The sequence below is a fragment of the Paracoccus sp. S1E-3 genome (assembly GCF_013868135.1).
Lineage (GTDB): Bacteria > Pseudomonadota > Alphaproteobacteria > Rhodobacterales > Rhodobacteraceae > Paracoccus.
Genome location: NZ_JACEMU010000016.1, coordinates 172,340 through 198,370, shown reverse-complemented (window position 1 = coordinate 198,370; position 26,031 = coordinate 172,340). Strand labels below are relative to the sequence as shown.

At 63.1% G+C, this 26,031-nt stretch carries 24 protein-coding genes, 1 tRNA gene and 1 pseudogene; 15 read left to right on the top strand and 11 right to left on the bottom strand.

The window, feature by feature from the left end; all coding sequences use genetic code 11:
• Window position 1: 1 nt before the first annotated feature.
• Window positions 2–727 carry a phosphate signaling complex protein PhoU gene (phoU, locus tag H1S04_RS15475; protein ID WP_181746418.1) on the top strand — a complete coding sequence of 242 codons (726 nt, stop codon included), beginning with the start codon at window positions 2–4 and terminating at the stop codon, window positions 725–727.
• A gap of 3 nt (window positions 728–730) precedes the next feature.
• A complete protein-coding gene (gene phoB / locus H1S04_RS15470; RefSeq protein WP_181746417.1) occupies window positions 731–1,423 on the top strand; it encodes a phosphate regulon transcriptional regulator PhoB in 693 nt (230 codons plus the stop codon).
• Between the two features lie 118 nt (window positions 1,424–1,541).
• Here the strand turns inward: phoB and H1S04_RS15465 are convergent, their stop codons facing one another.
• Entirely contained in the window at window positions 1,542–2,261 is a 720-nt protein-coding gene (locus H1S04_RS15465) for a glutathione S-transferase family protein (protein ID WP_181746416.1), read from the bottom strand.
• A 126-nt stretch (window positions 2,262–2,387) separates the two neighbouring features.
• Between H1S04_RS15465 and argC the strand changes: the two genes are divergently transcribed.
• From argC to H1S04_RS15440, 5 genes are read left to right on the top strand one after another with little or no spacing between them, the layout of a single operon-like run.
• Window positions 2,388–3,305 (top strand): N-acetyl-gamma-glutamyl-phosphate reductase, encoded by a 918-nt coding sequence (gene argC / locus H1S04_RS15460; RefSeq protein ID WP_181746415.1) that lies wholly within the window; start codon window positions 2,388–2,390, stop codon window positions 3,303–3,305.
• A complete protein-coding gene (gene gpmI / locus H1S04_RS15455) occupies window positions 3,302–4,828 on the top strand; it encodes a 2,3-bisphosphoglycerate-independent phosphoglycerate mutase (RefSeq protein WP_181746414.1) in 1,527 nt (508 codons plus the stop codon). Before argC ends, gpmI begins: the two co-directional genes overlap by 4 nt.
• Window positions 4,825–6,027 carry a murein hydrolase activator EnvC gene (locus H1S04_RS15450; RefSeq protein WP_181746413.1) on the top strand — a complete coding sequence of 401 codons (1,203 nt, stop codon included), beginning with the start codon at window positions 4,825–4,827 and terminating at the stop codon, window positions 6,025–6,027. The genes gpmI and H1S04_RS15450 overlap by 4 nt, the downstream gene beginning before the upstream one ends.
• Window positions 6,024–7,529, top strand: coding sequence for a S41 family peptidase (locus H1S04_RS15445; protein ID WP_181746412.1), 1,506 nt, complete (start codon window positions 6,024–6,026; stop codon window positions 7,527–7,529). Before H1S04_RS15450 ends, H1S04_RS15445 begins: the two co-directional genes overlap by 4 nt.
• Window positions 7,526–8,023, top strand: a complete 498-nt coding sequence (locus H1S04_RS15440; RefSeq protein ID WP_181746411.1) for an RNA pyrophosphohydrolase — start codon at window positions 7,526–7,528, stop codon at window positions 8,021–8,023. Before H1S04_RS15445 ends, H1S04_RS15440 begins: the two co-directional genes overlap by 4 nt.
• Window positions 8,024–8,055: 32 nt before the next feature.
• On the opposite strand, the gene H1S04_RS15435 is transcribed toward H1S04_RS15440, so the two are convergent.
• Complete coding sequence (locus H1S04_RS15435) at window positions 8,056–8,886, bottom strand: LOG family protein (RefSeq protein ID WP_181746410.1); 831 nt, start codon at window positions 8,884–8,886, stop codon at window positions 8,056–8,058.
• Window positions 8,887–8,981: 95 nt separating this feature from the next.
• On the opposite strand from H1S04_RS15435, the gene dapD reads away from it, so the two are divergent.
• Window positions 8,982–9,806 (top strand): 2,3,4,5-tetrahydropyridine-2,6-dicarboxylate N-succinyltransferase, encoded by an 825-nt coding sequence (gene dapD, locus H1S04_RS15430; protein WP_181746409.1) that lies wholly within the window; start codon window positions 8,982–8,984, stop codon window positions 9,804–9,806.
• Window positions 9,807–9,913: 107 nt separating this feature from the next.
• Here dapD and rsmD read toward each other — a convergent pair whose 3' ends face one another.
• Both rsmD and H1S04_RS15420 read right to left on the bottom strand, forming a co-directional pair.
• Complete coding sequence (gene rsmD / locus H1S04_RS15425; RefSeq protein WP_181746408.1) at window positions 9,914–10,498, bottom strand: 16S rRNA (guanine(966)-N(2))-methyltransferase RsmD; 585 nt, start codon at window positions 10,496–10,498, stop codon at window positions 9,914–9,916.
• Window positions 10,495–11,697, bottom strand: a complete 1,203-nt coding sequence (locus H1S04_RS15420; protein WP_181746407.1) for an NAD(P)/FAD-dependent oxidoreductase — start codon at window positions 11,695–11,697, stop codon at window positions 10,495–10,497. Before H1S04_RS15420 ends, rsmD begins: the two co-directional genes overlap by 4 nt.
• 106 nt (window positions 11,698–11,803) lie before the next feature.
• On the opposite strand from H1S04_RS15420, the gene H1S04_RS15415 reads away from it, so the two are divergent.
• The 7 genes and pseudogenes from H1S04_RS15415 to H1S04_RS15385 all read left to right on the top strand — a co-directional run bounded on the left by H1S04_RS15415 (window position 11,804) and on the right by H1S04_RS15385 (window position 19,178).
• Window positions 11,804–11,879 (top strand) — tRNA-Ala (locus H1S04_RS15415).
• A gap of 201 nt (window positions 11,880–12,080) precedes the next feature.
• Window positions 12,081–12,452 (top strand): annotated as a pseudogene (locus H1S04_RS15410) (recombinase family protein); the annotation flags it as partial.
• Entirely contained in the window at window positions 12,449–12,859 is a 411-nt protein-coding gene (locus tag H1S04_RS15405; protein WP_181746406.1) for a hypothetical protein, read from the top strand. The pseudogene H1S04_RS15410 and the gene H1S04_RS15405, both read left to right, overlap by 4 nt.
• A gap of 56 nt (window positions 12,860–12,915) precedes the next feature.
• Window positions 12,916–13,431: a DUF488 family protein gene (locus H1S04_RS15400; RefSeq protein WP_181746405.1), complete on the top strand. Its 516-nt coding sequence runs from the start codon at window positions 12,916–12,918 to the stop codon at window positions 13,429–13,431.
• On the top strand, window positions 13,370–14,134 hold the full coding sequence (locus H1S04_RS15395; RefSeq protein ID WP_255435648.1) for a hypothetical protein: 765 nt from the start codon (window positions 13,370–13,372) through the stop codon (window positions 14,132–14,134). The genes H1S04_RS15400 and H1S04_RS15395 overlap by 62 nt, the downstream gene beginning before the upstream one ends.
• Window positions 14,135–14,456: 322 nt before the next feature.
• Window positions 14,457–16,586, top strand: coding sequence for a site-specific DNA-methyltransferase (locus H1S04_RS15390; RefSeq protein WP_181746404.1), 2,130 nt, complete (start codon window positions 14,457–14,459; stop codon window positions 16,584–16,586).
• A gap of 3 nt (window positions 16,587–16,589) precedes the next feature.
• A complete protein-coding gene (locus tag H1S04_RS15385; RefSeq protein ID WP_181746403.1) occupies window positions 16,590–19,178 on the top strand; it encodes a DEAD/DEAH box helicase in 2,589 nt (862 codons plus the stop codon).
• A gap of 311 nt (window positions 19,179–19,489) precedes the next feature.
• Here the strand turns inward: H1S04_RS15385 and H1S04_RS15380 are convergent, their stop codons facing one another.
• The 7 genes from H1S04_RS15380 to H1S04_RS15350 form a co-directional block, all read right to left on the bottom strand.
• Entirely contained in the window at window positions 19,490–20,032 is a 543-nt protein-coding gene (locus tag H1S04_RS15380) for a metallophosphoesterase (protein ID WP_181746402.1), read from the bottom strand.
• 76 nt (window positions 20,033–20,108) lie between these two features.
• Window positions 20,109–20,702, bottom strand: a complete 594-nt coding sequence (locus H1S04_RS15375) for a hypothetical protein (protein ID WP_181746401.1) — start codon at window positions 20,700–20,702, stop codon at window positions 20,109–20,111.
• 5 nt (window positions 20,703–20,707) lie between these two features.
• Entirely contained in the window at window positions 20,708–21,076 is a 369-nt protein-coding gene (locus H1S04_RS15370) for a DUF3768 domain-containing protein (RefSeq protein WP_181746400.1), read from the bottom strand.
• A 467-nt stretch (window positions 21,077–21,543) separates the two neighbouring features.
• Window positions 21,544–22,581 (bottom strand): hypothetical protein, encoded by a 1,038-nt coding sequence (locus H1S04_RS15365; protein WP_101754806.1) that lies wholly within the window; start codon window positions 22,579–22,581, stop codon window positions 21,544–21,546.
• A gap of 2 nt (window positions 22,582–22,583) precedes the next feature.
• A complete protein-coding gene (locus H1S04_RS15360) occupies window positions 22,584–22,802 on the bottom strand; it encodes a KTSC domain-containing protein (protein ID WP_181746399.1) in 219 nt (72 codons plus the stop codon).
• A gap of 2 nt (window positions 22,803–22,804) precedes the next feature.
• Window positions 22,805–24,709, bottom strand: a complete 1,905-nt coding sequence (locus H1S04_RS15355) for an ATP-binding protein (protein ID WP_181746398.1) — start codon at window positions 24,707–24,709, stop codon at window positions 22,805–22,807.
• Complete coding sequence (locus tag H1S04_RS15350; protein WP_101754807.1) at window positions 24,699–25,889, bottom strand: SIR2 family protein; 1,191 nt, start codon at window positions 25,887–25,889, stop codon at window positions 24,699–24,701. The genes H1S04_RS15355 and H1S04_RS15350 overlap by 11 nt, the downstream gene beginning before the upstream one ends.
• Between the last annotated feature and the right edge of the window lie 142 nt (window positions 25,890–26,031).

The window sequence follows — 26,031 nt, the reverse complement described above, 5'->3', positions numbered from 1 at the left end:
CATGAACACCGAAAAACCGCATATTGCTTCGGCCTTCGACCGTGATCTGGAAACCATTCAGGCGCTGGTGGTGCGCATGGGCGGTATGGTCGAACGCGCCATCGCCGATGCCGCCACCGCGCTTGAGACCTTCGACGACGAGCTGGCCGAGGATGTCCGCCGCCGCGACAGGGAAATCGATGCACTGGATGCGCAGGTGAACGAGGAAGCGGCCCGGCTGATCGCGCTGCGCGCCCCCGCGGCCACCGATCTGCGGCTGGTGCTGACGGTCATCAAGATCTCCGCCGCGCTGGAGCGGGTGGGCGATTACGCCAAGAACATGGCCAAGCGCAGCCACGTGCTTGCGACGCTGCCGGTGATCGACGGGGCGGGCATGGCGCTGCGCCGGATGGCGATGACCGTGGACCGGATGCTGAAGGATGCGCTCGACAGCTATATCCAGCGCGACGCGGTGCTGGCCAATGACGTGCGCGACCGGGATCTGGAAGTGGATCAGATGTATAACGCGCTGTTCCGCGAATTCCTGACCTATATGATGGAAGACGCGCGCAACATCACCCCCTGTATGCATCTGCATTTCATCGCCAAGAACATCGAACGGATGGGCGACCACGCCACCGCCATCGCCGAACAGGTGATCTATCTGGTCACCGGCACGCTTCCGGGCGAGGCGCGGCCGAAAAGCGACGGCGTGGTGCGCACTGCCGAAACCCAGGCCGAGGGGTGATCCATGGCCCGCCGTCAGACCCCCTGTGTCCTGATCGTCGAAGATGAAGGCGCGCAACGCGAAGTGCTGAAATACAACCTTGAGGCCGAGGGCTTCGAGGTGGTCATGGCCGAAAACGGCGACGAGGCGCTGTTGCTGGTGGCCGAGGAAGACCCCGACCTGATCGTGCTGGACTGGATGCTGCCCAATATCTCGGGGATCGAGATCTGCCGCCGCATCAAGGCCGACCCGGCCACCCGTCCCATTCCCATCGTCATGCTGTCGGCGCGCGGGGATGAGGGCGACCGCGTCCGCGGCCTTGAAACCGGCGCGGATGACTATGTGGTCAAACCCTATTCCGTGGTCGAACTGATGGCACGTCTGCGCACCCAGTTGCGCCGGACCCGGCCCGCGACGATGGGAGAGAGGCTGAGCTTCTCCGACATCATCCTCGATTCGGGCGAACACCGGGTCTTCCGGGCCGGACAGGCGCTGCATCTTGGTCCGACCGAGTTCCGGCTGCTGTCGACGCTGATGGAAAAGCCCGGCCGGGTCTGGACGCGCGAACAGCTGCTGGACCGGGTCTGGGGCCGCGACATCTATGTCGACAGCCGCACCATCGACGTGCATGTCGGGCGTCTGCGCAAGGCGCTGATGCAGAATGGCGGCGACAATCCGGTGCGCACGGTGCGCGGCACCGGATACGCTCTGGGCTGAAACGGCGCGGGGCATGCCCCCCGCACCCCCGAGTTGTCTGGGCACAGAAGATGCCGGACACCTCGGGCTTGCCGATACTCAGCGCGCAGTTTCCTCGGCGTCCGGCGAGCGCCGACGTTCAGAAGTCCAGTTGCGCGTAATGCGGCGCCGGGTGCAGTCCCGGCACCTGATCGGCCAGAACGCTGCGGAAGGCCGGGCGCGACTTGATCGTCGCATACCATTGCCGCACCAGATCCGAGCGGTCCCAATCCACGTCCGAGATGTAATCAAGGCAGGAGAAATGTGCCGCCGCCGCGAAATCGGCGAGACTCAGCGTCGGGCCGGCCAGCCAGCGGCGCTCCTCCAGCAGGCGGTGCATATAGTCGATATGGGCCTTCACCGCGCCGAGACCCGCCTTGACCACGCGGCTGTCGGGATAGCCGGTCTTCTGGACCTTCTTCCACACCCGTTCGGTCAGAACCGGGCGGGTGACCTCGGCGTTGAACTTGTCGTCGAACCAGGCGCAGAGGCGCCGCACCTCATAGCGGCCTGCGGCGGTGTCGGGCATCAGCGGCGGGTTCGGAACGGTTTCGTCCAGATACTCGCAGATGGCCTGACTTTCGGCCAGAAGCATGCCGTCATGGCGCAGGACCGGGATCTTCCCGGCGGGGTTGCGGCGGAACAGCTCGGGCCCCTGTTCCCAGTAACGCTCCTCGGCCAGTTCGACCTCGATCCGCTTTTCGGCCAGCACCAGCCGGACCTTGCGCGAGAAGGGCGACAAGGGGGTGTGATACAGCCGGGCCGGTTGGCCGGAGGATGCGCGGGCGGCGGGGGCGGTCTGGGCGTATGGGTCGGTCATGGCAAGGTGATACGCGAAGGGGCGGGGTCGTTTCAACTGTGCGCGATCCCGCTCGGCAACGGCCTGCCTGCATTGCCCCCGGACCTGCGGGACGCTATGTGATAGGCGCAGCAGGGAAGGGCAGCGATGGCATATAAGGTCTTCATCGACGGCGAGGCCGGCACCACCGGCCTGCAGATCCGCGACCGGTTGGCCGGGCGCGACGATATTCAGCTTGTCCAGATCGAACATGAATTGCGCAAGGATGCCGAGGCCCGCCGCGCCTGTTTCGCGGCCGCCGATGTCGCGATCCTGTGCCTGCCCGATGCCGCCGCGAAAGAAGCCGTGGTGCTGGCCGCCGATCTGCCGGTGCGGCTGATCGACGCCTCGACCGCGCATCGGGTGGACCCGGACTGGGTTTTCGGCTTTCCCGAACTGACCCCGGAGACCCGCGAACAGATCGGCGCGGCGCCGCTGGTCAGCAATCCGGGCTGCTATTCCACCGGCTCCATCGCCATGCTGCGCCCGCTGATCGCCGCGGGCCTGATCGCCCCGGACGAGGCGCTGTCGATCAATGCCGTATCGGGCTACACCGGCGGCGGCAATGCGCTGATCGGCGAATACGAGGCCGGAACCGCACCCGATTTCTTCCTTTACGCGCTGGCGCAAGGCCATAAGCACATCCCCGAGATCATGGCCCGGACCGGCCTTGAGGTGCAGCCGGTCTTCGCGCCCTCGGTCGGGAATTTCGCGCAGGGCATGGCGGTGTCGCTGCCCCTGCATCTGGGGGGCGGGCGCAGCCTGTCCAGCCTGCATGGGTCGCTGGCGCAGTATTATGCCGGCGCCGAATTCGTCCGCGTCCGCGAGGCCGAGGAGATCGGCGCCCGCGTCGATCCGCAGGCGCTGAACGGCACCAACATGATGGAAATCTCGGTCCATGGCGATGACGCGGCGGGTTGCGCGGTGGTGGTCGCGGTGCTGGACAACCTCGGCAAGGGCGCATCGGGCGCTGCGGTCCAGAACCTGAACATCATGCTGGGCATCGACGAGGGGGCGGGGCTGTGAGCGGCAGGAAACCGGTTGTCCTGTGCATTCTCGACGGTTGGGGGATTTCCGACCGGCCCGAACAAAGCGCGCCGGATCAGGCGCATACGCCGGTCATGGACCGGCTGACGGCGGAAAATCCGCATTCGACGCTGATCACCTTCGGCCCCGATGTCGGCCTGCCCAAGGGCCAGATGGGCAATTCCGAGGTCGGCCACACCAATATCGGCGCCGGTCGGGTGGTGGCGATGGATCTGGGGCAGATCGACCTCGCCATCGAGGACGGCAGCTTCTATGCCAATACCGGCCTTGGCGATTTCATCGCAAAGCTGAAGGCGACCGGGGGGACGGCGCATCTGATGGGCGTCATCTCGGATGGCGGCGTCCATGGACATATTCAGCATGTCATCGCCTCGGCCCGCGCTGTCGCGGAAAAAGGGGTACCGGTGGTCATCCATGCGGTCACCGACGGGCGCGACGTGCCGCCGACATCGGCCATGGGCTTCATGACCGAACTGCAGGGCAACCTGCCCGAGGGCGCGACCATCGGCACCGTGATCGGGCGCTATTTCGCCATGGACCGCGACAACCGATGGGACCGGGTGGGCCGCGCCTATGCCGCCATGGTCGCGGGGCAGGGGCTGAATGCACCCGACGCCACGCAGGCGGTCGAGGCCGCCTATCAGCGCGGCGAGACCGACGAATTCATCCAGCCCACCGTGATTGACGGTTATACCGGGGCGCATGACGGCGACGGCTTCTTCAGCCTGAACTTCCGCGCCGACCGGGCGCGCGAGATCCTCTCGGCCATCGGTCAGCCCGAATTCAACGGCTTCGACACCGGGGTCCGTCCGAAATGGGCGGCGCTTCTGGGCATGGTCGATTACTCGGCCGTGCATGACACCTTCATGTCGGCGGCCTATCCGAAGCGGCAGGTGGAAAACACGCTCGGGGCCTGGGTGGCCAAGAAGGGCCTGCGCCAGTTCCATCTGGCCGAGACCGAGAAATACCCGCATGTCACCTTCTTCCTGAATGGCGGCAAGGAAGCGCCGGAACCGGGCGAGGACCGGCAGATGCCTTTCAGCCCCAAAGTCGCGACCTATGACCTGCAGCCGGAAATGGCGGCGGACGAGGTCGGCGACTGGCTGGTGAAGGCGATCGAGGACCGCTATGATCTGATTGTGGTGAATTTCGCCAATCCAGATATGGTCGGCCATACCGGCAGCCTGCCTGCCGCGGTGCTGGCCTGCGAGGCGGTGGACCGCAATCTCGGCCGGGCGATGGAGGCCTTGGCGAAGGTCGGCGGCGCCGCCGTCATCATCGCCGATCACGGCAATTGCGAAACCATGATCGATCCGGTGACGGGCGGTCCGCACACCGCCCATACCACCAATCCGGTGCCGGTGATCGTGGTCGGCGACCCTATGGCCAAAGCCCTGCGCCCCGGCGGCCGGCTGGCCGATGTGGCGCCGACCGTGCTGGACCTGATGGGGCTGGACCTGCCCCCCGAGATGACCGGCCAGAGCCTGATCGAGCGCGCATGAAACGCCTTCTGCCCCTCGCGCTGATCGCCGCCCTGGCGCTGCCTGCCGGCGCCGGCAATGCCCAGACCGAAGGCGGCAGCAACCCCGGAGAGGATGCCGCCCGCGCCGCCTTTCAACTGCGCGAGGCGACCGGCCAGCTGGAAGCGGCGCTGACCAAGGACGATCAGGTCACAGCGCTGACCGATATGATCCACGCCTATGAAACCGGGCTGACGGCGATGCGCGCGGGCTTGCGTCAGGCCGGCATCCGCGAACAGGAAATCCGCGCCGAATGGGAAGCGCGGCGCGCCGAGCTGTCGAAGATCATCGGGGTGATGATGGCCATGGAACGCTCGCCCGAGACGCTGATGCTGCTGCACCCGGCGGGGCCGGCGGCGACGGCGCGTTCGGGCATGATCCTGTCCAGCGTCCTGCCCGGCCTGCGCGAGGAGGCCGACCAGCTGAAAGCGGGCCTCGACGACATTGCCGAGGTGCGCAAGCTGCAACAGGAGGCCGCGAACACGCTGGCGGAAGGTCTGGGCCGCGTGCAGGAAGCGCGCCGGCTGCTGGCCAATGCGGTGAACGACCGTTCGACCATGCCCAAGCGTTTCGCCGAAAACCCGGAAGAACTGCAGGCGCTGGAAAAATCCGCCGCGACGCTCGACGCCTTTGCCGAGGGCATCGCCGGGATGGAATCCGACGTGGGACCGCCGCTGGCCGATTTCGAAGGCGCGCAAGGGTCCCTGCCGCTGCCCGTGATGGGGCAGGTCCTGCGGCGCTATCAGGAACCCGACGCGGCGGGGATCGAGCGCCCCGGTCTGGTCATTGCCACCCCGCCGGCGGCGCTGGTGACCGCGCCCTGGCCCGCGACCATCCGTTACCGGGGGCCGCTGCTGGATTACGGCAATGTGATGATCCTCGAACCCTCGAAGGATTATCTGCTGGTGCTGGCCGGCATGGCCCAGGTCTTCGGCGAGGTGGGCGACGTGTTGGCGGCGGGCGAACCCGTTGGCCTGATGGGCGGAACCGAGCCGCCGGCCCAGGAATTCGGCATCGATTTCGTGGTCAATGCCGCCACCGGGCAGGGCGCGGACCGCACCGAAACGCTCTATCTCGAACTGCGCCGGGACAAGCAAACGCTGGACCCGGCCGAGTGGTTTGTGCTCAATCATATCGTCGATACGCAAAAGCAGGCTGAAGGACAGGCGGACACGCAATGAAGAACTCTCTGATCGCGGGCATCAGCGGCACCCTGGCCGGTCTTTTGCTGACCACGCAGCTGGCCGGGCCGATCCTGGCGCAGGACGCCTCGAAAAATGCCGACGTGTATGAACAGCTCGACCTGTTCGGCAATGTGTTCGAGCAGGTGCGCGGCCAATATGTCGAGGAAACCGACCCCAAGAAGCTGATCGAGGCGGCCATCAACGGCATGCTGCAATCGCTGGACCCGCATTCCTCGTTTCTGCCGGCCGAGGATTACGAGGACATGCAGACTCAGACCCGCGGCAGTTTCGGCGGCCTCGGGATCGAGGTCGGGCAGGAAGACGGGCTGGTCAAGGTCATCTCGCCCATGGATGACACGCCCGCCGCCGAGGCCGGCGTGAAGGCCGGCGATTTCATCACCCATGTCAACGGCGAGCCGCTGATGGGCCTGACGCTGGATCAGGCCGTCGACATGATGCGCGGCGAAATCGGGTCCGAAGTCACCGTCACCATCCTGCGCGAGGGCGAGAAGGAGCCGTTCGATCTGAAGATGATCCGCGACACCATCAAGCTGACCGCCGTGAAGGGCCGCACCGAGGGCCATGTGGTGGTCCTGCGCGTCGCCACCTTCAACGACGAAACCATGTCCTCGCTGGAAGCCGATCTGAAAAAGGCGGTGGACGAGCTGGGCGGCATCGACAAGGTGACGGGCTTTGTCATCGATCTGCGCAACAACCCCGGCGGGTTGCTGGATCAGGCGATCTACGTCTCGGACGCCTTCCTTGACAAGGGCGAGATCGTCTCGACCCGTGGTCGCACCCCGGACGAAAGCGAGCGCTGGAACGCCACGCCGGGCGATCTGGCGATGGGCAAGCCGATGGTGGTGCTGATCAACCGCGGCTCGGCCTCGGCGTCGGAAATCGTGACCGGCGCGCTGCAGGATCACCGCCGCGCCATCGTTGTGGGCGAGAAATCCTTCGGCAAGGGCTCGGTCCAGACAGTGCTGCCGGTGACCTCTGACAGCGCCATGCGGCTGACCACAGCCCGGTATTACACCCCCTCGGGGCGTTCGATTCAGGCTTTGGGGATCAACCCCGACATCATCGTCGCCCAGCCTTTGCCGAAGGCTGCCGAGGACGAGGACAAGCCGCGCACCGAATCCAGCTTCTCGACCTCGGAAGCCCAGCTGCGCGGGGCGCTGAACAATGACAGCTATTCCGATGAGGAAAAGCGCCAGCTTGAAGAAGAGGCCGCCGAGGTCGAAGCCACCGCCAAGCTGCGTGAGGAAGATTATCAGATGGCCTATGCCATTGATATTCTGAAAGGCCTGGCGGCCATGGACGTTCGCGCCGACGCCGTGCCGGAAAGCGCCAAACCTGCCGTGACCGGCGAGGATTCGGGGATCGAGGGCGCACCGGCGCCCGATGAACCCGAGGGCGTGCCCGCGACCGACGCGCCCGAGGTTCAGGACGATGGCGGCGCGCCGGGCGACGGCGCGGCTGAGGCCCCGGCCCAATGAGCGAGGCGGACGAACGGCTGGGACCGCGCGGGCTGCCTTACCGGCCCGGCGCGGGTGTGGTGCTTGTCAATGACGATGGGCTGATCTGGGCCGGGCTGCGCATCGACAGCACGGTCGAGGCCTGGCAGATGCCGCAGGGCGGCATCGACCCCGGCGAGGACCCACTGCAGGCCGCGATCCGCGAACTGGGCGAGGAAACCGGGCTGCCCTCTGACGCCGTTGAAGTCGTGGCCGAAACCGCCGGCTGGGCCTATTACGACCTGCCGGACGAGCTGGTCGGCAAGATCTGGAAGGGCAAATATGGCGGCCAGCGGCAGAAATGGGTGCTGATGCGCTTCACCGGTCGCGACGATCAGATCGACATCGCCACCGAACATCCCGAATTCGCCAAATGGGCCTGGATGCGCGCCGATGACCTGATCGCCGCCATCGTGCCCTTCAAGCGCGCGCTGTATCGGGAAGTCTTTGCAGAGTTCGGCGACCATCTGGCGTGAAACGGGGCGGCCGCCGGGACCGCCCCATATCGTTATTCGCAGGCTTTCGGGTCATAGGCATCGATGATGCGCACGGCTTCCTCGGCGGTGTCGACGAAGCGGAACAGATCCAGATCCTCGGGGCTGATGGTCCCGGCCTCGGCCAGGGCCTCCCAACCGATCACCTCGTCCCAGAATTCGCGCCCGAACAGCAGCAGGGGCACCCGCTTCATGCGGCCGGTCTGCATCAGCGTCAACGTCTCGAACAGCTCATCCAATGTGCCGAAACCGCCGGGAAAAACGGTGATGGCGCGGGCGCGCAGCAGAAAATGCATCTTGCGGATGGCGAAATAGTGGAAGTTGAAGGATAGGTCCGGCGTCACATATTCGTTCGGAGCCTGCTCATGCGGCAGCACGATCCCCAGCCCGATGGACTGGCCGCCCGCATCATGGGCGCCCTTGTTGCCCGCCTCCATCACGCCGGGGCCGCCCCCGGTGCAGATCACGAATTCGCGCCCATAGGTCTGCAGGCTGCGTTCGGTCATCAGCTTGGCGAATTCATAGGCCTCGTCATAATATCTGACCAGATCGGCCATGCCCGGCGTGCGGGCGCGGTCCTTGTGTTCGGGCGCCGGGATCCGCGCGCCGCCGAACATCACCACCGTCGATTCGATGCCGCGTTCGTCCAGGATCATCTGCGGCTTCAGCAGTTCCAGTTGCAGGCGGATGGCACGCATTTCCTCGCGCAGCAGAAAATCCATATCGGCAAAGGCCAGCTTGTAGGATGGCGCCCGCGTCTGCGGCGTGTCGGGCGTCTTCTCGGCCGATTCCGCATCTTCGCGGCTGCGCGGGAAAGGATGGGCGCGGGCTTCGTCTTCGGTCATATCGGCCTCTGGATGGGGAGGGGCGCATTGCGCCAGCTTCCTCCCCCGCTTATAGCCCAAAGCAAGCATTTTCCACCCTGACCGAGGAGAGCCCCATGTCCAATGCCGCGCTAGAGGCCGCCATCGAAGCCGCCTGGGACGCCCGCGACACCATCACCCCCGCCAGCACGGGCGCGGCCCGCGAGGCGATCGAGGAGACGCTCGACGCGCTCGACAAGGGCGCTCTGCGCGTGGCGGAAAAGCGCGGCAGCGACTGGCATGTGAACCAATGGGCAAAAAAGGCGGTGCTGCTGGGCTTCCGCCTGCGCGACATGGAGGAAATGTCGGGGGGACCGCAGGGGTCCGGCTGGTGGGACAAGGTCGATACCAAGTTCAAGGACTGGGGCGACGACCAGTGGCGTGCAGCCGGTTTCCGCGCCGTGCCGGGCGCGATCGTCCGTCGCTCGGCCTTCATCGCCAGGGGCGCCGTGCTGATGCCCTCCTTCGTCAATCTCGGCGCGCATGTGGGCGAGGGGACGATGGTCGATACCTGGGCCACCGTCGGATCCTGCGCGCAGATCGGCAAAAACGTCCACCTCTCGGGCGGCGTTGGCATCGGCGGTGTGCTGGAACCGCTGCAGGCCGGTCCCACCATCATCGAGGACAATTGCTTCATCGGCGCGCGCTCCGAGGTGGTCGAGGGCTGTATCGTGCGCGAAGGCTCGGTGCTGGGCATGGGGGTCTTCATCGGCCAGTCGACCAAGATCGTCGACCGCGAGACCGGTGAGGTCATGTATGGCGAAGTGCCCGCGGGATCGGTCGTCGTCGCCGGGTCGATGCCGTCCAAGAACGGGATCAACCTCTATTGCGCGGTGATCGTGAAGCGGGTGGATGCCAAGACCCGCGCGAAAACCTCGATCAACGAGCTGCTGCGCGACTGAGGGCAGGGGGCTGTCTGCCCCCGGTCCTTCGGACCTCCCCCGAGGATATTTGTGCAGAGTGAAACCGCGTTCATTCTGGTCCAAATATCCTCGGGGGTGAATGGCCGTCAGGCCAGAGGGGGCGCGAGCGCCCCCTTTCTGCGCTGAAGAATGGTCACCAGCGTGTCCCCGTAGCGGCGCTGATCCAGCATGTCGAAACCCTCGGGCAGCGCCGGCGGGGCGCTGTCTTCCCAGATGACGACAGCCTCATCAGCCAGCCAACCCCCTTTCAGCGCCGAATGAAGCGCGGCCTCGCCCATGGCCTTGCCATAGGGGGGGTCCATGAAGACCAGATCATAACCGGCGCCCCGATTGGGACCAAGCCGGGTGGCATCGCGACGCCACACATCCGTGGTGCCCATAGCGCGGGCCTTGTCGATATTGGCGCGCAGCAGCGCCCGCGCCACAGCCCCGTCATCCACGAAGGCGACGCGGGCCGCGCCGCGAGACAGGGCCTCCAGCCCGAGCGCGCCGGTGCCGGCAAACAGGTCCAGCACCCGCATCCCCGCCAGCCGGAGACCGAGGCTGTTGATCAGCAGGTTGAACATCGTCTCGCGCACGCGGTCGGTGGTGGGGCGCAGATGGGCGGCGGGATCGCCGGCGCCGATCTCGGCCAGTTTCAGCCCGCGCAGATGGCCGCCGATGATCCTCACAGCAGTTCCTTCAGTGGAACGGCAGGATCGGCCACGCGTGCGGGGTCGGCGGTCCTGCCGCCCTCGATCAGGCGCTTGCCCACCATATAGGCGCGGGCGTCGTTCAGCGCATCGACCGCGATCAGCCGGCCGTCACGATAATACCAGACCGAACTGGCCCGCGCGGTCTCGCCCGGACGGGTGAGGATCCGGTCATAGCCGGCGTTCAGCCCGGCGATCTGCAGTTTGGCGTCGTACTGATCGGACCAGAACCACGGTTTCGGTGCATAGTCCTTGCCCGCGCCCAGCATGTTCTCGGCGACGAGTTCGGCCATGTCGATGGCGTTGCCGACGCTTTCCAGCCGCAACCGCTGGCCTTGCCACAGGAACGAGGCGCAATCGCCGGCTGCCCAGATCGTCGGATCCGAGGTTCGCCCTTGGGCATCGCAGGCGATCCCGTTGTCGATGGTCAGCCCCGCTTCCGCCGCGAGGGCGGTTTCCGGCGCCACGCCGATCCCCAGCACCACCAGATCGGCGGGAAGGCGGCGGCCGTCGGCCAGCCGTACGGTGCGGACATGGCTGTCGCCCTCCAGCCCGTCGATGCCGGTGCCTTCGAGGATCGTCACCCCATGGGCCTGATGCAGGTCGCGGATCAGATCGGCGGTTTCGGGCGCCGCGACCCGGCCGAGGATGCGGGGCGCGGCCTCGACCACCGTCACCTCAAGCCCCAGCTTGCGGGCGACGGCTGCGGCCTCCAGCCCGATATAGCCGCCGCCGATCACCACCAGCCGCTTGCCCGGCGTCAGTGCGGGCTGGACCTGCTGGATATCGGCGATGCCGCGCACAGTGTGGACGCCGCGCAGCGCGCCTCCCAGCGCCGCCGGCAAGCGGCGCGGGCTTGCGCCAAGGGTCAGTGCCAGCTGATCGTAGGGGAGGAGTCCGGCCGAGGTCTCGACCCGCTTCGCCGCGCGGTCGATCCGGGTCGCTTGGGTGTCGGTCAGCAGGCGGATGTCCTGGTCTGTCCACCAGTCATCGGCGCGCAGCGTCAGCCGCTCAATCGGCATTTCACCCAGCAGATAGGCCTTTGACAGGGGCGGGCGTTGATAGGGAGGGGCGGCCTCCTCGCCGATGAGGGTGATGCCGCCGTCATGGCCCTGCGCGCGCAGTTTCGCCGCCATCGCGGCCGCCGCCTGCCCGGCGCCGAGTATCAGGATATTCATCGCGGGTCCCCTTTTGCCCCGTCATGGCGCGACCGGCGCCACGGTGCAACCCCTGCGATTTCGTTGCTTGACATTGCTGCAGGTGCAGGCCAGAACTCACGCCGATGGGGCCGTAGCTCAGTTGGTAGAGCGCGTCGTTCGCAATGACGAGGCCAGGGGTTCGATTCCCCTCGGCTCCACCAAATCATCCAATAAAGTTATGCTCTTACAGTGACTTAACTGTCATCTCGCCAATTTTATCCTCCACTTCTTCCCCCACTTCGATCTGAACGCCCTAGGACACTGGCGCACTTCGCTGGGCTGTGGGAAAGAATCCTGCCGTAGCAGCTGCGACGCTGTGACTGAACAGCTCCCCTCCCGTGCCCACTGCGACCAAGGCCGTGTACTACGTCAGCAAGACAGTGCTGAAGCACGGCGCGGGGTCCTGCCCGGTCGGCCGCGTGCCCGCCGGCGAAAACGAGGCCACCGTCATCGACCAGCTTCGCGCCGTATTCCGCCAGCCGGAGATCATTGCGGCGACCTGGAAGACGGCGCGTGCGGAGACCGGCGACATCACCGAATCCGACGCCCGCGCGGCGCTGCAGCAAGTCGATCCGCTGTGGGACGAACTCTTCCCCGCCGAGCAGGCGCGCATCGTGGCGCTGCTGGTCGAGCGCGTGGACATCGGCACGGATGGACTCAACGTCCGGCTGCGCGTGGACGGGCTGGCAGGATTGGCGCGCGAAATCACTACTGACATTGGAGCAGCCGCATGACCCGCGCCAAGCCGATCCCCGACACGGTCACCGTCCACGTCCCGTTCCGCCTCGTGAAGCGCGGCGGGAGGAGGGAGATGCTGCTGCCCGAGGGCGCGTCTGCCCAGCGCCGCCCCGATGATGCCCTCGTCAAGGCACTGGCCCGTGCCTTCCGCTGGAAGCGAATGCTGGATTCTGGCGAGTTCGCCACCATCGCTGAGCTGGCCGCGCGCGAGGGGATAGCGGCCCCGTACCTGACCCGGGTCTTACGCCTTGCCCAGCTTGCGCCCGATCTGGTCGAGTCGATCCTCGATGGACGGCAGCCGCGCGGCTTGACGCTCGAATCATTGCGCGAAGCCTTGCCCGAGGGTTGGGCCGAACAGAGGCGCGCGCTGATCGCGATCTGCAAATCCGTATATTTAGGCTGATTCAGGGGATTCCCGTTCGGATACGGTCCTGATAGGGTCCAAAAAAAGGGGCAGGTATGAGCGTAGTATTCACCGTTGGCTATGAAGGGACCGATATTGATCGGTTCGTCCGGACCCTGAAGGCGGCCGGCATCGAAAGACTGGCCGATGTTCGTGCCGTTGCTGTCTCGCGCAAGGCCGGGTTTTCCAAGACCAAGCTCGCTGCGCGGCTTGCGGAAGAAGGCATCGAGTATTCGCATTTCATCGCCCTCGGCGATCCCAAGCCTGGCCGGGAGGCTGCCCGGGCCGGGGATTTCGATCTGTTTCGTTCCATCTACGGCGCGCATATCGAAACCGGTGCCGCGCAGGAATCGCTGCGGGAACTGGTCGATTTCGTTCAGGATGCGCCGACATGCCTGCTCTGTTTCGAGCGCGATCCGGAAACCTGCCACAGGACCATCGTCGCGCAGGAAGTGATCGAAGAGACGGGCTTCGAGATTTGCAACCTGTTCGCCGACGACCCTGATCGCTATGTCCGAAACGCATCAAAGCTCCCGCGTTTCCATCCTGGTGAAGGCCTTACCGCAGCGTAGCGCCAACCATGGGGAAACGGTCTGCTGCGCCGGGGTGACCGCCCATGGCGAGTTCAAGAGGCTTTTTCCGATCCGCTTCCGGCATCTCGGAGCAGATGCGGCGTTCAAGCGCTGGGACTGGGTAAAGTTCACCTATCGGCGCCCGACCAGCGACAACCGCGCCGAAAGCTGCCACGTCTGGGAAAACTCGCTCCGCCGGGACGGCCATATGCCCGAGAAGGAACGCGCCTCATTTCTCAACCCGCTTGTCTCCGCTTCCGTGAAGGAGGCCGAAGCCGCGGGGAAATCCCTCGCGCTGATCCGCCCCCGGAACACCCGCTTCTTTTACAAGACCAAGAAGCCGGACGAGATTGAGGCGGAGCGGCGCACCTATGCAGAGGCCGCGCGCCAGGACTCCTTCTTCGACGAGAAGCTGAAGGCGCTCGAACCCAGCCCATACGAGTTTCGCTTCAAGTTTGAGGATGCCACGGGGCCACACGACTACGCGAATGGCGATTGGGAGGCCCATGCGATGTTCTTCAACGGCCGCCAACGGGAGGGAACCGACCAGGCGACGCTCGACTGGATGAGCAAGACGTTCAACGAAACATACCCCCGGAAGGGCATGCTGTTCTGTGTCGGCAACATGGCCAGTCGTCGCCAGACATGGCAGTTGCTTGGCGTGTTGCGGGTGGACGACACGGGACAGTCGGCGCTCTTCTGAAAACCGGCGGACGGAGCCATCGGTTCTGGCGCGGAACTGCCCGAGGATTGGAATGCGTTGGCCATTCGGCTTGCGCCAACCTCTCGCCCCGGTTTAGTCTGCGCGGGTAAACGGCGGTTCTGTCAGCTCATTTTGCAGGGCGTTCAGCAAGCCCGCTGCCTGACAGGACGAAAGCATTGAAAACAGCCGCGACCGAAAATCCTACCACCTTGCCAACCCAACCGTCGTCTTCGGCGAGGCGCGCGCATGCCTTGCGTGGCACTTGGCGCGCGGGACATCACGGGTGCGGTGCAGCGGCGGGTGAAGGGAGCTGGGGTCGGCCATGTCGCGTCTGACGGATCTGATCGCGCGCGCCAAGGCCAGGGACAGCGCGCTGGGGGACGAGCTCGAGCGGGAGTTCAAGGCGCTGGCGTCGCGCCGCGCCTTCGGGCTGAACTTCGAACGGCACCGACCCGAGAGCGTGGAGCTGCCCAGCCGTCCCGTGCGGCGGGGCGACAAGGTGCGCATTCTGTCTCCGCGGGGTAGCACCGAGCGTGGCGATCAGCGGCTGTGGCGCGTGGCGCGAATGGCTGGAAGGGGTGCGGCAAAGGTGGCGCATCTGGCGCTGATCGACACGGATGCCGCCGAGACGGCCGAGGTCACGGTTGCCGATCTGGTCGTGGTGGCGGAGTTCCGCGATTACATCTACCCTGGGTTGGTCAGCACCGGACGGGTGGAGCGCGGCGGTGACAAGCCGTTCCACACGGTGATCAACGGCGAGAACTTCCATGTGCTGGAGGCGCTGACTTACACCCATCGGGGCAAGATCGACGCCATCTATATCGACCCGCCCTATAATACCGGGGCGCGGGACTGGAAGTACAACAACGATTACGTCGAAGGGGATGACCTCTATCGCCACTCTAAATGGCTGGCGATGATGGAGCGGCGGCTTCTTGTTGCTCGGGAACTGCTGAATCCAAATGCGTCTACGCTGATCGTTACTATTGATGAAAAGGAGTACCTCAGGCTAGGCCTGCTTTTGGAGCAGACTTTTCCAGATGCTCGGCTTCAAATGGTATCAAGTGTCATTAATCCTAAAGGCGCTTCTCGAGGTGCCGCATTTGGCAGGACCGACGAGTATCTATTTTTTGTCTGGATCGGCAGTGCCGCTCCTGAAGCCATTCCACTGGGAGATGAATGGAAGATTGTCCAAGACAAAAGAGCTGGCAAGCTTCGGTGGGCTGAGGCGCTTCGTTCTGGTTCTGACCCCCTCCGCACAGATAGCCCCAATCAATTCTACCCGGTGTTCATCAAGAATAACGAAGGCAGCCCTGTATTTCATTCTGTTGGAGAGGCCTTCTTCGGAGAAAACTGGCAAGATATTGAGCCGCCCGAGGGCTGTGTAGCTGTTTGGCCGATTAGGTCAGACGGCACTGAAGGCAGATGGCAAAACAGCGCGAACGGCCTACGCAGCCTTATCGAAAAAGGCTATGCTAAACTCGGCCGATGGCGCGGTAGTTCTACCTCTATCACTTATTTGTTTCGAGGAGAGCAGAAGAAGGTTGAAGCTGGCTTGTTTCCTATCACGGGAAGGCGGCCAGACCACTCGATTATCGTCGATGATGCGGCTTATCAGCCGACGTTCGTTCCTGGCACTCAGTGGAGAATTGCTTCACACAATGCGGAGCAAGGAGGAACAAACTTACAGAAACTCCTGATGCCGGGGCGAAAGTTTCCTTTTCCTAAAAGCCTTTATGCCGTCGAAGATGTGCTACGTTTCTTTGTCGTAAGCAATCCTCACGCCATCATCCTCGACTTCTTCTCCGGATCAGGCACCACCGCCCATGCCGTTATGCGGCTCAACCGTCAGGACGGCGGGAGTCGACAGTGCATCTCGGTCACGAACAACGAGGTGGCCGCCGAAGAGCAAGCAGCATTGCGTAAGGCTGGCTTGCGTCCTGGTGATCCAGATTGGGAGAAGTGGGGCATTTGCGACTATATTACGAAACCCCGGATCGCTGCCGCCATCACAGGCAAGACGCCGGACGGAGAGGATATCAAGGGGGACTACAAGTTCACTGATGAATTCCCGATGGCTGAGGGATTCGAGGAAAACGCCGAGTTCTTCACCCTAACCTACGAAGCTCCTGTCGCCGTCAGCCACAACCTTGCATTCAAACGAATCAGCCCACTGTTGTGGATGCGCGCCGGATCGGAAGGCCGTCGCATCGACCATGTTCCGACCGCTGGATGGGACGTTGCAGATACCTACGGCCTGCTCGTGGACCTGGACCGCTCTGCGGCATTTTGTGATGCGGCCTCCGCGCAACCGACCCTGCGCATCGCCTACATCGTGACGGATGACGACCGCCGGTTTCAGGCGGTGGCGCGTGCGCTACCCGACAGCATCCAACCGGTACGACTTTATGAGTCCTACCTCTCCAATTTTCGCTTTTCGATGGGCCGATGAGACATGAAGTTCACGCTGAAGGATTATCAGGAAGAAGCCGTCGAGAACGTGCTGGTGAACATCAAGAAGGCATCGCGACGCTGGCGCGAAGACGGTGATAAACATGCGTTCTCGCTGACGGCCACCACGGGAGCCGGCAAGACCGTCATGGCAGCGGCGGTGTTCGAGGCGCTGTTTCACGGCGACGACAATTATGACATCGAACCCGATCCCGGCGCTGTGGTGATCTGGTTCAGCGACGACCCCTCTCTGAACGAACAGTCGCGGTTTCGACTGCTCGAAGCGTCGGACCGGCTGACGCTTTCGGACCTTGTGGTGGTGCAGAACACCTTTCAGCGCGAGGTGCTGGAGCCGGGGAAGATCTATTTCCTGAACACCCAGAAGCTCGGCAAATCGAGCCTGCTGGTGCGCGGGCACGATCCCGACGACGAGGGGATCGAGAAGGACGGCCAGATCCGGCTGATGCCCGACAGCCGGTCCTTCACCATCTGGGACACGATCCAGAACACGATCGACGACCCGGCGCTGACGCTCTATCTGGTGCTGGACGAGGCGCATCGCGGGATGCGCGCGGCGACCGGCGCGGGCGAGAAGACCACCATCGTCAAGCGGCTGATCAACGGCTCGGGGCCGGTACCCGGCATCCCCGTCGTCTGGGGCATCTCGGCCACGGTCGAGCGTTTCAACGCCGCGGTGTCCGACATGCAGGGCCGCGCGACCCTGCCCAATGTGGTGGTGGATTCCGCCAAGGTTCAGGCGTCCGGCCTGCTGAAGGACACGATCATTCTCGATGTCCCCACGGATGCGGGCGCGTTCGATACCGTGCTCGTCCGTCGCGGCACAGACAAGCTGAAGGAGATTTCCTCCGCCTGGGAAGCCTATGGCCAGCAGCAGGACGATGCCGACACCGTTCTGCCGCTGATGGTGCTGCAGGTGCCGAACGCACCCGATCACAACGATATCGGCGCGGCGCTCGACACCATCTATGCGCAATGGCCGGACCTGCCCGAAGATGCGGTGGCGCATGTGTTCGGGGAGCATACCGCCCAGACCTTCGGGGCCCATACCGTGCCCTACATCTCGCCGGAACGTGTGCAGGAATCGACCTGGATCAGGGTACTGATCGCAAAGGATGCGATCAGCACCGGCTGGGACTGCCCGCGCGCCGAGGTCATGGTCTCGTTCCGGCCCGCACGGGACAGGACGCATATCACCCAGCTTCTGGGCCGGATGGTGCGCACGCCACTGGCGCGGCGGATTCCCGGCAACGATCGGCTGAACTCGGTCGACTGTCTGCTGCCCTTCTTCGACGAAGCCTCGGTGACGGATATCGCCAAGGCGCTGATGTCGGGCGGGGACGGAGGCGAGGATCTGCCCGGCCGTCGCGTGCTGATTAACCCGGTGGAGTTGAAGCCGAACCCGTCCATCCCGGAGGACGTGTGGGACAAGCTGCTCTCACTCCCCTCTCAGACCTTGCCGAAGCGGCATTCCCGGCCTGTGAAGCGACTGACGTCGCTGGCGCATGAACTTGCCATGGATGGCCTGCTGGCGGATGCAGGCAAGGCAGCCCACGCCGAGATGCACAAGGTGCTCGACGGCCTCCGGGCGCGGTTCAAGGCGGAAATCGAAACTGCCCGAAAGTCGGTCCTGACCGTCGAAGGCAAGAGCCTGAAGGCCGACCTGAAGGGCGGGGGCATGTCATTCGACGACTTCCTCGAGGAAGCGGACTACGCCGTGATCGAGGATGCGTATCGCCGCGCCGGGCGTGGGATCAGCCCCGATCTTGCGACGTCCTACAGCGATTATCTCGCGCGGAACGAAGGCGATCCGGACGACCTGGAAGGCGCCCTGATCGACGCCCATGTCATGATCGCAGCGTTGGGTTTGGTTCCCGAGGTGAAAGAGACGCTTGAGGCCGAGGCCGAGAAGCTGGCGGCGCAATGGCTCAGCCGGTTCCGGGTCGAGATCAAGAGCCTCTCCGACGAGCGACAGGACGTCTATCGCCAGATCCGCGAGATGAGCTCCGAGCCGATGCCGGTCGATCTGGCACGGCCGACATCCTGGATGCAGCCGACGACGCTCCGCGAAGCGAATGGAACCGAGACGCCGCTGCCGCACTATACCCAGCACCTGCTGTCCGACGACGACGGCAACTTCCCCGAGGACTTCAACTCCTGGGAAGGCGAGGTGGTGAAAGCCGAGCTGGCGCGGGCAGGCACGGTCGGCTGGTATCGCAATCCGTCGCGCGCCAGTCAGGACTCGCTTGGCGTCATCTACGAGGAAGGCGGCAGCCCGAAGATCGTCCGGCCCGACTTCGTGTTCTTTGCGCGGCTGCCCGACGGGTCGGTCGCCGCCGACATCATCGACCCGCACGGCATCCAGTTCGGCGATGCGATTCCGAAGCTCAAGGGGCTGGCCGACTATGCGGAAGCCTTTGGAAGCCAGTATCGACGGATCGAGGCTGTAGCCAAGATCGGCGACAAGTTCCGCGCTTTGGACCTGACCGAGGCTTCGACGCGCGCCGCGGTCGCGGCAGCGACATCGATCAGGGCACTATATGAAGGTGAGGCCGGAACGGACTATCTGGGCTGATCCGGTTTCGATTTCAGTCGCGGGCGCAAGGGATTTGCCCCTGCCAACGGTTTCCAGCCGCATGGTCTGATTTTCCCTTGGTTTACAGGTAGATACGGAAACTAACCGGAATGGCGCGGTTAACAGGTCCGGAGAATATCGGCCCGGAGAGAACACTTCCGGGCCTCCTGGTGCCGGTGCCGGTTAAAAGCCCGCGTCGCATAACCCTCGAAAACAACGGATAAATCCGGCCGCAGCCGGATCGGGAGAACGCTTTCGCGAGGGCAAGTGGCGGACGGGACGGGATTCGAACCGTGGGGCAACAGGCTTGCTCACAGCCGCTCGACCCGCTGCCGCAGCTTCGACGGCGGCAACGTCAGCGCCGCCACTTCCGCAGCCTCCGCCGACACGACGCCAAACTGCCACAGGTCGACGCCGACATTGACCATGCCCTCCGCCCCGCGCCAGCGCGTGTGCACGTGGCCGAAGAGGTGCAGGGCACCGGCGCGGGCGCCGTTCCATGACAGCAGCGGATAATGGCACAGCACGAAACGACGCGCGCCGATGTCGAGCTCGAACAGTTCGTGCACTGACGCCCAGGGCAGGTCGGCAGTCCAGTCGCCGTCGTGGTTGCCGCGGATGAGGTGCTTGCGGCCGGGGATGGCGTCGAACATGCGTTTGGCGTTAGCGCGCTCGGCGTCGCTGTCGCACGCGGCGAAGTCGCCCAGATGCCAGTAGTCGTCGTCAGCGCCGATGCGGGCCGTATTGGCCAGCATGTCCGCGTCCATGTCGGCGGCGCTGAGGAACGGCCGTCCGAAAAACTGCCGGATGTTGTCGTCGCCGAAATGCGTGTCGGCCGTGAAGTAATGCGCCATAGTTTCCTCTGTCTGATGGTTTCGTCTTAGCCGTCTTGCGCCGCAGCCCTTGACTCGTGACAAAAGTGACAAACTGTCATGAGTCAGGGTTTCGGTCGGGACAGGTGCCCGTCAGTCGTTTCACGATGATGATGTCGCGCGGCCCCAGCCGGTGCCGCCGTTTCGAGTGTTTGGTGCCGATCGACCGCCGCGCGATCCAGCGCAGCCCGTCGCTGTCGTTGAGCATATAGCGCGACGGCGTGCGGCCAACGATGACGCTGACATGCTCATGCGTGTGGCCGAGCCCGGCGATGACGACGTGGCCGTCGTCCAGCGCAGCGTCGATGATCGCCAGCAGGGCCTTCCGTCGCCATGCTCCGGGCCGAGGCCGGCTCACGTCCACAGTCCTGCCCAGCCATTTCTGCAGGCTCTCGGCCATGTGCCGAGCCAGCGCGAACACCAACTCGTCCTCCATGCCGCCGATAGCGACGGCACGCAGCTGCTTGCGGCCCTCCAGCCAGGCGATGCCCGCACCGAACAGCAGACGAGCTTCAGGGCGGCTCAGAGGGGCCGTATGGGCCAATACGGCGGCGAAGGCGTTGATGACGGCATAGAGGCCGCAGAGCCCATCCAGGTCGCCCTGGCGGTAGGGCGCAGCGCGCTGCGCTCCCCGTTCGCGCTTCGATGCCACGTTCGTCAGTACTCGCTCGACAGCATGATGGTCAGCACGCGCGTGGTGACAGCTTCATCGGCCGGGTCGGGCGAGCCATAGCAGAGCGACCGGTCGTAATAGTCGATCTTCCACAGGATGGTCTGTCCGGCGATCTTCAGGCGCCCGAAGTCGTGCTCGCCATACGGATCGTTGTCTGGCGTGAAATCGTCGAACGCCATGATCTCATGGAGCATCAGCTGTACCGTGGCTTCGCCCAGACCTTGGACGCCGGGGGTCAAAAAGATCTGTCCCCCGACCAGCTCGCCGCGCAGCCGATCGTTGAGGGCACGGACCTTCGGGATACGGGGATCGGGCTGGCATTCGGCATGCCAGGTGTCATCGCTGTGAGTCATCACAACGTCTCCTTCGATTTGGGAGGGGGATAGGGGAAAAAGGGGAAAGAGGGCCGACGCGGCCTACAAGAGGCCGACCAGCTTGCGCTGAATGTCGCGGTCACCTTTGCAGGGTGTCGGGTCATGAGGTCCTCAATGTGGGGGATGGCGACGCTTCAGCGCATCACAACATAATAATATAACGAAATCAAATGCTTGTCAAATTTACCGCATCGTCTGGAATCCAGACCTTGCTTTTCCCACATAGGAATAGATGCGGCGAAGGGCCACAATGGGCGGAAAGCGGACGGTCGCGACAATAGGTTCGAAGGGCTGGTTCGTGGCGTCGACCGCGTTTCCACTACTGGTGAAGCTTTCGATAAAACCTGCAAATACGACTAAGAGCGCGTCTAACCCGAAAAGGCCACCGATTTACGGCAATTTGCGACCGCTTGGTCGGTGGGATCTCCTGTGGCTTGGCTTCCGGTCTACTGCGCCAGATCACTTATCTCCCGCTCGATCAAACGGAAGCGGTCCTTCAGTTCCTCCCCCGCATAAAAGTCGAGCAGATCCTGCTTAGACAGCGTTCCGTCCGATAGGAATTTCGCCAGATAGCGCTGACTGAATTCCATCAGCATCATGCTCTTCTCGATCTGGGCGAGGATCTTCTTGCTATTTTCGATGTTGGCATGGACCAATGCCTTGATCGATGCGATGTCCACCAGATCCTTGATGATCCGGTTGACGATCACGTTCAACACATCGGAATCGAGTGAAACTTCCTTGGTGTTCAGCGCGAGGTCCCGAGCCAGCGTGTAGGCGATCGCAAGGTTCTTGTAGTCGCCCTTTTGCGAGTCGATGATGGCCACGAATCCAACCGCGGGAAGAAACCGCACGTCCTGGATCGCGTTCAGGATGGAGTTGTCTACCAGAGAAAGATCAAACACGATAATGCCGGCGCTGCCATCCCGATTGGCCTGAGCCTCGAGGAGCTGGCTCCATGCGGTGTCGGATTTTCTCGTGAACACGTCCTTGGTCTGGATATCACCGAGCCGAATGCCCTTGTCGAACTTACATTCGATGGCGATGCGTTTGCCGCCAACGCCGTTCAAATGACAGACGATGTCACCGGTCTTGTTGCGATGCAGCTTTCCGGCGGTATCGCCGGTCAGCTCAACGCGATCTGGCAGTCGTTGCTTTTCGAGGAACTCCACCAAGAATTCGGCGATGTCCTCCTCGGCGAGAACGCCTTTTACCGATGAGCGATAGAAGAGCTCCTTCTTCATGTCGAAGATCATCTTGAGGCTCTCGAGCTCGGTACCGAGTTCGTTGCTGGTTCGAGCCAGGAAGGTAGATAGCCGATCCTCCATCAGCGCGAGCACACCGATGTAGAGAGCCCGATGGAGCTGGTCGTCGCGGTCGGCGGTGCCAACCCGATTGAAGAATTCGAAGAGTATCTTGTTCTCGACCTCGAAGGACGAGATTTGAACCCTTCCTGCCTTCTGATCCAAGCTGACTATGCCCATGCTCAAACTTTGCTGTAGCGGTAGTGGCCCTTGATGCGCTTTGCTAGGAAGCCGCCCATGGTGTCGGACGCCTTGAATTCCTCGATCACTCGCGCATCGACGTCAAAGTACTCGTAGATTCCACCATTCTTGAAGGTGACCTCAAGCAGCATCTGGTCGGGATCGTAACGGATCGCCTGTATGTTGGACGAGTCGAATTGAGGAAACTCTTCCCAAGCCATGTCTATTCTCCTTGTTTGGGTCTTTTGGCAAGAACGGGATTCTGGGAGAGCCAGGTCTCCACAAAGGGCGAGTAATCTGGATTTTCCGGCCGAGCGATGTTCCAGCCTCCAGGTGTGAGGGATTCCTCGGGCGCGAGTTCGTCGCACACGATAGGGTCCTGACTGTCCGGCCTGCGGTCCTTCGGCGGCGCCTGGATCATCGTCCTCATGGGCAGCCCCACAGCTTCCCCCAACACGATGGCTTCTCCCGTCCGAAGAATTGGGAGCATGTTGGTCAATCCGTCCAGATTATCAGACAGTGCGCCAGTCACATGAGAACGGTCGGAGGCATTGCTCAATCGCATTGCGAAGAACGTTCCACATTGAGACAGGATGGTAGGGTTGATCTCTGATGGGCGCTGGCTAACGATCATCGCGCCAATGCCATATTTCCGGCCTTCCTTCACGATCCGCTGGGTCACGATGGAGGCGGCACTATCGAAGTTGTCGTTGAGGTAGGTGTGGGCCTCCTCCATCACGACCAGCAGGGGCCTCTCCCTACCGCCCTCCGATTGGTTGCGCGCCCAAAAGAGACCATCGTACAGGACGCGCAGCACGACGCCGATGATGTCGTTCGTCATGGTAGACGGTACGCCCGAGAGGTCGAGGATCGTGACTGGCTTATCGCTGCCAAGCCAGCTCAGCATCAACGCCGCCAGATCCTGTGCGACTGCGCCGTCCTGATTTGGGTGCCAATCTCCTGCGCGCAGCAGGAAGTCATAGCGTGAGACCCTGAGCTTGGAGCCGAGAGATTCAAGTTGGCTCCTGAGGTTCAGGCCGTCAGGGATGTACTGGATCTTCTCCGTATCTTTTGCGGCGTTCTTCACCTTCTTGAACCTCGGTGGAATGCCCGCGTCAGCGTCCCCTAAAAGTGGGTTGCCCGCTGCGTCGAGCTCATATGCCCAGTTCGCGCGATCCACATGGCTCCCTTGGTTCGAATAATAGGTGCCGAACTCTGTGCAATAAAGCTCGTGCCAGAGCTTGTTCAGTGAGAACGGCACCGGGCTGTCCGCCCCAACCGTGTCCGGGGTGACGCCCTGTACGGGATTGGCCGTCAGCGTCTGAGCCTTCGCCTCGATGACTTTTTCGAGGATCATGTTACGCGCTTTCCCGTCCGCCGGAAGGGGGCCGAAAGTGACGCGCAGCATCTCATCAAAGCTCAACGCCCAGAATGGGATGCAAAGTCTGCTCTCGGTGATGCGGTGAGGGTCAGGGTTGACCTTGTACACGGCCGCCCGATCCCCTAGGGCGCGTGAATACTCGCCATGCAAATCTAGCACGACGATGCGGGCGGAAGGAAAGCGAGCTCCATCTGAGAGTATGTTGAGCAAGCCTGCCACGGTGGTCGACTTGCCCGATCCAGTGGTTCCGACGATAGCCGAATGCCGCGTGATGAGCTTGTTGATGTCGACCAAAGCATCGATCGACTCGCTGCCAGCGACGTGGCCAACGCGCACGAAGTGGTTCTGAGCACCTGAACGTCCATAGATGGCCTGCAGGTCCATCTCAGAGACCAAGTGCACCTCATCGTCGATGGTCGGGTACTGCGAAATGCCGCGCTGGAAACGCCCTGTACGATATCCTTCGCCGATGAGCTGCACCGTCATCCAGCGCTGTCCATTGGGCATTGCCTTGACCTGATTTTCCGGGACTGCGCTGGCACCGACTTGCGAAACGATCCCGAACAGGTCGACGTAGCCGACAGGAATCTTTACGAAGCTGCCTATCTGGCCAATTCGATAACCTTGGCCGTCGACGAAGCTCAGCCCTGAGAACCGGTCCGCACGCAAAGTGACGCTAACGGACGTGCCGCTCACGTCCTGAACGGCCCCGATGACCGTGGCGTCGCCAGGTCCGCTACGCGTCATCGGTCTGCTCCTGAGTGCCCGCAAGGCTGCGCAACAGACTACCGACGACGGCAAAATCGCCAAGTTTGACTGACGCGGTGGTGTTGTCGGTGACGAAAACGTTCTGCGGCAGCACCATGCCCTCAATTGGCTCAGGTCGCCAGACGCCGGAGATACGACCCACGATCGCGCTGTCGAAACCGATCATGCTCAGGTTCGGGGTGGCAAAGGCGCATTCGCGGGCCTTCGCATATTTGTCGTCGCCGAGTTCGCCGTGCATGAACGCGAAGACATGGGCCGTCGCATTCGTCTCGAGGCTCCTCATGATGACGTCGTTGATGTGGTCGTCGGCGAATGAGTACCCGCAGATGAAGAGCACCGCAGAAGGCTTGAGGAGGAAAGACTTCAGGCGATCGAGCATCGCCAGGTAGGGCATCTTGCGGCTCTGATCGTACTTGAGGTGCGATGGATAGATCAGGTAGGAGCCCCCGAGTTTGTCGGTAGTTCTGACCACAGAGCCTTTGTCGAGCCGCCAGTTCAATGACCCATGGACCTTCCAGAGGCGTGTCCACCGGGCGGGGAGCAGTCCCTCGTCCTCTACGGCGCCAAGATCGAAGAAGGCACGCCGGGACCCTATGAAGCCGTCGAAGTACGGCGCAGAGCTCTCCTCCATCGCCTGTTCAAGCAACAGGTCGTAGTTCGTGGTGAACAGGTGGACGGGTTGGGCGCGATTCACTGATCGGGTCCAGACGGCAAGGTCGTGATACGCCGTGTTCCTTGTCGGGAGCTCGCGGTTGACCTGATCGGAAATCACGCTGCATATTTTCTCGTCCAGTGTGATCAGCTCATCGGCAGACAAATCCCTGACCTTTCCCCTACCTGCGACACCGTGCAACTGGCGTATTCTGCTCAAAAGCAGCTCGATGTTCTCATTGTCCTGACCGTCGTCTTTTACCGCGTTAGTCAGAAGGAGCCACGAGTCGGCGAGCACGGGATCTTTGGTCATTTGCTCTGCGATGATTGTCGTGAGCCCGCTGACGTCTGGGATCAGTGCGTTATTAACCGCCTTTCCGTCTACTTGCGTCTCAACCCGTACTGAGAGCGGACACCCTGCACCGATGAAGAAGCCGACCGGTTTGCGGTTCTGCGATAAAGCTTGTTGGATGAAGCTTATCTGTCTTGCGGGATCATGTGTTTGCATGGCGGGTCAGCGTTAGCTCAATTGATTGTGTTGAAACCAGTACGAGCCAAGCACGGTGAATTCGTCAGCGCAATGAAAAAGAAGGCAAAACGTCGATCGTTTGGTGCTCGGCGGCACAACGAGGTGACGCATGCTAAGGTTT